The organism is Sulfurimonas sp. (assembly GCF_028714975.1).
Classification (GTDB): Bacteria; Campylobacterota; Campylobacteria; order Campylobacterales; family Sulfurimonadaceae; genus Sulfurimonas.
Genome location: NZ_JAQTLH010000018.1, coordinates 1 through 5833 on the forward strand (window position 1 = coordinate 1; position 5833 = coordinate 5833).

The window sequence follows — 5833 nt, forward strand, 5'->3', positions numbered from 1 at the left end:
TGATGATTATGAAACGGCATAATATGTTATAGACAGTTACACAACACATGAGCATCCTGAGCACTTTCATGAAAATATCATTGGTGGGATTATTGGGGCGGTTGATTTATACCTTATCGGTGTTGTATTAATTATCTTCTCTTTTGGTCTTTATGAACTTTTTATCTCAGATATAGATGTTGCAAAAGATGAAGAGGGGAATGAAAATCAACTTCTGGCAGTACACTCACTAGACCAACTTAAAGATAAAATATCAAAAGTTATAGTAATGGTTTTAGTTGTTGGATTTTTTCAAAAAGTTGGTCATGCCAACTACGAAGGTGCGCTAGATTTATTGTATCTAGCACTATCAATTGCTGCTATTTCAATTGGTCTTTACTTTTTAAGTAAAGTTGGAAAAGCACACTAACTCTCAAAACACAGATAAGGATTAAAATGAGTAAAATATTTGTAGATGCATGCTTTGGCAAAGAGACGCCGTACACTCCTGTTTGGATGATGAGACAAGCCGGAAGATACCTTCCACAATATATGGAAGTAAGAAAACAAGCTGGAAATTTTTTAAATCTTTGCCATAATCCGAAACTTGCCGCAGAAGTTACAATTCAGCCATTAGATATTGTTGGAGTAGATGCAGCCATACTTTTTAGTGATATTTTAGTTGTTCCGAATGAGATGGGTATGAAACTTGATTTTCTTACTGGAGAGGGTCCTGTTTTTGAAAAACCTATCAAAAATCAAGATGATCTAGATGCTCTTTTAGGCGGAGAGGAAGCTGCAAGCAAACTTACTTATGTTTATGAAACTATCAAAATACTACGAAAAGAGCTTGATGAAAGAGGTGATAAAAAAGCACTGATTGGTTTTACGGGTGCACCTTGGACGCTTGCGACCTATATGATAGAGGGAGAAGGTACAAAAACTTACAATATTTGTAAAAAAATGATGTACTCAAACCCAGAACTACTCCATGAGATACTAAAAAAAGTTACAGAAGTAGTAAAGTTCTATATGGAAAAACAGATAGAAGCCGGAATAGATGTTGTTCAGATTTTTGATAGCTGGGCAGCAGCGATTGAACCGTCAAAATATGATGAGTTTTCTTGGAAATACATGGTTGAGATTGCCGAGTATCTAAAAACTAAATATCCGCACATCCCTGTAATTATGTTCCCAAAAGGAATTCCTGCATTCCTACCTCATGTTTATGGAAATTTTGATGTATTTGGCGTTGATTGGTCAACCCCTATGGCTTATGCAAAAGAACACCTCGGAGAAAGATATGTTCTTCAAGGAAATATGGAGCCTTGTAGATTGTACAGTAAAGAAGCAACGACATTTTGTGTGGAATCACTACAAAAAATTATGGGTGGGAAAAGACATATATTCAACCTTGGACATGGGATTCTTCCTGATGTGCCGGTAGAAAATGCGAAACACTTTATATCTGAATGCCATAGAGTTAGTAAAAAATAGATGGATACGATTTTTGGTCCTATAAACTCAAGAAGATTTGGCTCTTCTTTGGGAATAGACCTCTCCCCTGCCCTAAAACAGTGCAATTTTGATTGTTTATACTGTGAACTCTCGCCTAGTGCAACAACCGATATACAGATAAAAACTGTTGAAGTCCAAACCATCATGAGCCAACTAAAAAGCCATTTGAACGAGAAAATAGATGTTATAACCTTAACAGCAAATGGCGAACCGACACTCTATCCAAATTTAAACGAGTTAATTGATGAAATAGACAAAGTAAAAGGCAAAACCAAGACGCTCATACTTACAAACAGCTCTACACTTATAAATGAAAAGATATTTAACTCGCTTTTAAAATTAGATCAAGTAAAACTTTCACTTGATGCCATCAGTGAAGATATCTTTAGAAAAATTGATAGACCGCATAAAAATATCAAAATTGAAGATATTGTTAAAAAAGTAATAGATTTTAGCAAAGTCTTTAGCGGTAAACTTTTTATAGAGATACTTTTTGTCCATGGCATAAACGACACAGAAGATGAGATAAAAAAACTAAGCGATCTTCTTTTATCACTAAAAGTAACAAGGATTAACCTAGGCACAATAGATAGACCGCCTGCTTATCCTGTAAGCGGTCTAAGCTACAAGGAGTTGCACTCTGTTTCTCTTCTCTTTGATTCATCTCTGCCAATTCATATAGCCTCAAGAATACATGCAGAACCAAACAACTCAAGCTACAGCAACGAGGATATACTAAATACGCTAGACAAAAGACCGCTTACTATGGATGATGTAAATCTACTTTTCGATGAGGATAGCAAAAGACGACTTCATGAGCTGCTAAAAAACTCCAAAATAGTAAAAAAAATGGTTGGAAATTTAGAATTTTTGATTCTTCATACAAATGAGGCGAGAAAGCGAATAAAATAGCCCAAAATTCTTGACTTTTTACAACTCATAAAGTATAATTGCAACCTCAATAAACATTCCGAATTAGCTCAGCGGTAGAGTAGGTGACTGTTAATCACTTGGCCACTGGTTCGAATCCAGTATTCGGAGCCACCACATTTAAAACCCCTAAAATACGGACTTTCCAAGACTAAAATCTTAGCTACTGTGCCCATATTGTGCCCAAGTGTGCCTGTTAGATATTACCTAAAAAAGAAGCTCTCTTAATATCTTCCCTTTTTCGATACTTTGCATACATCTGTAGTGTCATAGATGAATCACTGTGACCTAACATATTTGATACCCATAATATATCTTCATTGTTTTCAATCATTATGGTTGCAAATGTATGTCTCATCTGATATATAGTTCTAAACTCTATATCACACTCTTTAAGTAGATTTCTCCACTTAGTGTTTCTGATACGCTTAATATCATAATAGTGTTCATCATTTTCATTTAGAAATATATAGGAGTTTTTATCTCCCGTTAGCTCATACTGTTCTTTTAGATATGGAAGCAGATTATCAAGTATGTCAACCGTTCTTATAGAACTTTTAGTTTTGGGAGTTGATATGGTTCCCATTCTTATAGCTCTTTGAACTTGTATCTCTTGTTTTTCAAAGTTTACATCACTCCACTTAAGACCGATTAACTCTCCGCTTCTCATACCGCTAAAAAAGCCCAGTGCAGTAAAAGCTTTCATTTCGCCTTTTGCTGTATCTATTATGTGCTTTACTTCTTTAAGCGAGAATGATTTAACTTCTACTTTTTCAAGTTTAGGTACTTTGATTTTAGATATAGGATTTTTATCTATTATCTCATCTCTTATTGCATCATCAAATATTGTATTGAATGTTGCTCTTATACTTCTAACTCGTCTTGGCATTAGTTTGTCTAAGAGTTTGTTTTGCCAAAGCTGTATATCAGATGGTTTTATCTTATCTAGGCGTTTGTTTCCAAATGTTGGCGAAATATGCAATCTTATTGATGTTTCATAATCATAAGTGGTTGTAGCCTTTCTGCTTTTAGAGTGCAGGGATAAACTAACTTTTGCATAATCATCAACAGTTGGAATTCTAGACTTTTGTGATTCAAAGAACTTTCCTGAGTTTAGTTTATAAACAATCTCAGGAATTATTTTTGTAGTAGCAAGTTTGCGGTTTGTTTTATTATCATCAAGATTAAGAGTTCTTCTATATCTAGTCGATTGATAATAAAATGTTATCCACAATTTGCCGTTGTTGGATATCAATTTCAAGTGTGTTCCCTTCGACCACCCAAGAATCTATTGCAACTCTATCAAAGAGTATTTTACCACTCTTTTTAAAGAAATGAATACCCTCAATAAAATGTTCATCTTTGATTTTATAGATTCTATCTGATGAGTAGCTCAGATAAGTTGCTAACTCTTTTACGCTTAACCATCTTTTAGCATGAGCGTTTTCAAACTGGCTGTTTAGTTTCTCTATCAGTACAAACATTTGAGGGAGTAGTTTTAGACTTTCAAATTCTATGTTCATTGTCTGGCTCCTTAAAACGGTATATTAACAAGGTTGCGTCTTATAAGCTCATTATACAGTTCACTGTAAGTGTGCATTAGCTCATCATATTGATTGTCATTTGGCATTACACCGCTCATCTCTTTAGATAGTCTCTCTTCAAAGTTCTGTAATCCCTCATCCGAATAAGCTTTTAAATCCTCTTTGAGTGTTTTAAACTTTAATGTATCTTCACTTTTATGTTCACTCTGTAACTTCTTAAAACTATCTCTTAGCTCAAACTCCTCTTTAGTGTTTTGCAAGAGTTCATAGAAGTAAAATAGTGTTGGGGAGTTGTCATGAAGAAGCAGTCTTAATATCTGTCTCTTTATAGGTTTACGAGCGTCTTCAAGTGAGTATCTGTATGATATTTTTTCTATCTTCTCCATTGGAGTGGTTATCTGCATAAACTCTTTGTTGTCATAGCTTGTTGAGATATATTCCCATACAGGCAGAATATCTGCTCTTTTACGATTTGATGAATTTAGCTGTGCTTCTGTTAGAGTTGATATATCCAATACTTTTACTAAATCACATCCAAGCTCAAATAGAGTTTGTGAACGACTTAGTGCGTCTTCTAGTGTGTCAATCCCATACTCTTTTAAAAACTCTCTATGAAACTCAAACTCAACATTGAAGATTGGCTTTTGTATATCTAAGCCATTTACTCCAAAGTAGTTATGCATTATCTCTCTTTTTATCTCTGATGAACTCTCTAGTTCTTTTAGTTTGTTATAGATTCTAAGCAGAAATGGTTTTTTACCTACATAGTAAGTCTCTAACTCATATCCGCTTGAACGCTCTGATATATTTGCAGAGTGGGTTTTCTTCTTGGAGAGTATCATCTCTTTTTTAAGATAGTTAAAATTATGTTGAATGAACATATTTACATCTATTCTAGTTATTGGAAAATAGTTTGTACTTAGAAGTGAACCTTTTAAAAACTGGGTGTTGATATATTCAACGAGTGATTCTATTCCAAGAGTGTAGATTCCAATAGCGTTTAGTTGCACTCTGATGTTGTGGATATTTTGAGCTTTCTCAGAGTCTTTAAATCCTACTCTAAAGAACTCGTGATTAAACCACAAGAAACCATCTCTTCCCATACCGCTATATTTTATATCTATATTGTTTATTGTGATGATTATGTCATTATCAGCATAGGCGTAATTAAGAGCTGTAAATTCTGCTCTTTTATCTTCTATCTGTTCAATGATATTTTCATAAAATCTGCTGTATCCACCACCGCTTTGAGCGAAGTAATATAGTGCGTCTATACCGCTTATTTGAGGTGTGTTTTTTATGTTTATATTTTTTATTGTAAATTCCTTTCGAGCGCCTAGCACTCACTATTTGAAGAACATTTTTATATATTCTTTATGACTTATGTCAGGGGGTGTTACTAGAACCCCCTCTAATCATTAAATTGATATATCTCAGAGACATTCTCCATATTACTATGGAGCCTCTTGTCTGAGAGATATATCAGTACAACATTGGTTATGAATATGTTTGATTGTTGAGCTGTTAGACCTAACGCCTCAAGCAGCTCAAATGGCAAAGCCATATGCACTGCTCGTTGTTAGACCTACGCTTCGCTATGGTCTTTTAGATTCCGTAAAAAGTTGCTTTACCGATGAGAGCCACTTCAACCTCTACCTCTTCGCCCTCTTTGCCTTTATATAGAGGGACTTTTTCAGGAGGTATTGAAATATCAAGCAGTTCATTTTTAAAACCGCCATCTCTTAGTGGTATCTCCATTAAGAGCTGTAGTTTGTTTTTACCAAGTGTTACTTCATTAATATCACGGTTTGTGGAATTGGCACTTTTAAATAAGTGCAACAGTCTGGCTTTTATTGTTAACA

7 protein-coding genes, 1 tRNA gene and 1 pseudogene are annotated in these 5833 nt (G+C 34.5%); 4 read left to right on the forward strand and 5 right to left on the reverse strand.

The window, feature by feature from the left end; translation table 11 throughout:
• The 4 genes and pseudogenes from PHQ93_RS10530 to PHQ93_RS10545 form a co-directional block, all read left to right on the forward strand.
• Positions 1 to 409 (forward strand): annotated as a pseudogene (locus PHQ93_RS10530) (YqhA family protein); the annotation flags it as partial.
• Positions 410 to 435: 26 nt separating this feature from the next.
• On the forward strand, positions 436 to 1476 hold the full coding sequence (gene hemE / locus PHQ93_RS10535; RefSeq protein ID WP_299944162.1) for a uroporphyrinogen decarboxylase: 1041 nt from the start codon (positions 436 to 438) through the stop codon (positions 1474 to 1476).
• Positions 1477 to 2409 carry a radical SAM protein gene (locus tag PHQ93_RS10540; RefSeq protein WP_299944165.1) on the forward strand — a complete coding sequence of 311 codons (933 nt, stop codon included), beginning with the start codon at positions 1477 to 1479 and terminating at the stop codon, positions 2407 to 2409. It begins immediately after the preceding gene.
• Positions 2410 to 2466: 57 nt separating this feature from the next.
• Positions 2467 to 2541 (forward strand) — tRNA-Asn (locus PHQ93_RS10545).
• A gap of 82 nt (positions 2542 to 2623) precedes the next feature.
• On the opposite strand, the gene PHQ93_RS10550 is transcribed toward PHQ93_RS10545, so the two are convergent.
• The 5 genes from PHQ93_RS10550 to PHQ93_RS10570 all read right to left on the reverse strand — a co-directional run.
• On the reverse strand, positions 2624 to 3688 hold the full coding sequence (locus PHQ93_RS10550) for a site-specific integrase (protein WP_299944167.1): 1065 nt from the start codon (positions 3686 to 3688) through the stop codon (positions 2624 to 2626).
• Positions 3630 to 3950: a helix-turn-helix domain-containing protein gene (locus tag PHQ93_RS10555; RefSeq protein WP_299944170.1), complete on the reverse strand. Its 321-nt coding sequence runs from the start codon at positions 3948 to 3950 to the stop codon at positions 3630 to 3632. Before PHQ93_RS10555 ends, PHQ93_RS10550 begins: the two co-directional genes overlap by 59 nt.
• Before the next feature lie 11 nt (positions 3951 to 3961).
• Positions 3962 to 5314, reverse strand: coding sequence for a hypothetical protein (locus tag PHQ93_RS10560; protein WP_299944173.1), 1353 nt, complete (start codon positions 5312 to 5314; stop codon positions 3962 to 3964).
• A gap of 68 nt (positions 5315 to 5382) precedes the next feature.
• On the reverse strand, positions 5383 to 5535 hold the full coding sequence (locus PHQ93_RS10565; RefSeq protein WP_299944175.1) for a hypothetical protein: 153 nt from the start codon (positions 5533 to 5535) through the stop codon (positions 5383 to 5385).
• Positions 5536 to 5576: 41 nt separating this feature from the next.
• The coding region (locus PHQ93_RS10570; protein ID WP_367278398.1) for a hypothetical protein at positions 5577 to 5833 on the reverse strand (257 nt) is incomplete at its 5' end.

Excerpts from the sequence above, each read along its gene's own strand:
- PHQ93_RS10565 (WP_299944175.1), bottom strand. The coding sequence starts at position 5,535 with ATGGCTTTGCCATTTGAGCTGCTTGAGGCGTTAGGTCTAACAGCTCAA.
- PHQ93_RS10540 (WP_299944165.1), top strand. The coding sequence starts at position 1,477 with ATGGATACGATTTTTGGTCCTATAAACTCAAGAAGATTTGGCTCTTCT.
- hemE (WP_299944162.1), top strand. The coding sequence starts at position 436 with ATGAGTAAAATATTTGTAGATGCATGCTTTGGCAAAGAGACGCCGTAC.
- PHQ93_RS10555 (WP_299944170.1), bottom strand. The coding sequence starts at position 3,950 with ATGAACATAGAATTTGAAAGTCTAAAACTACTCCCTCAAATGTTTGTA.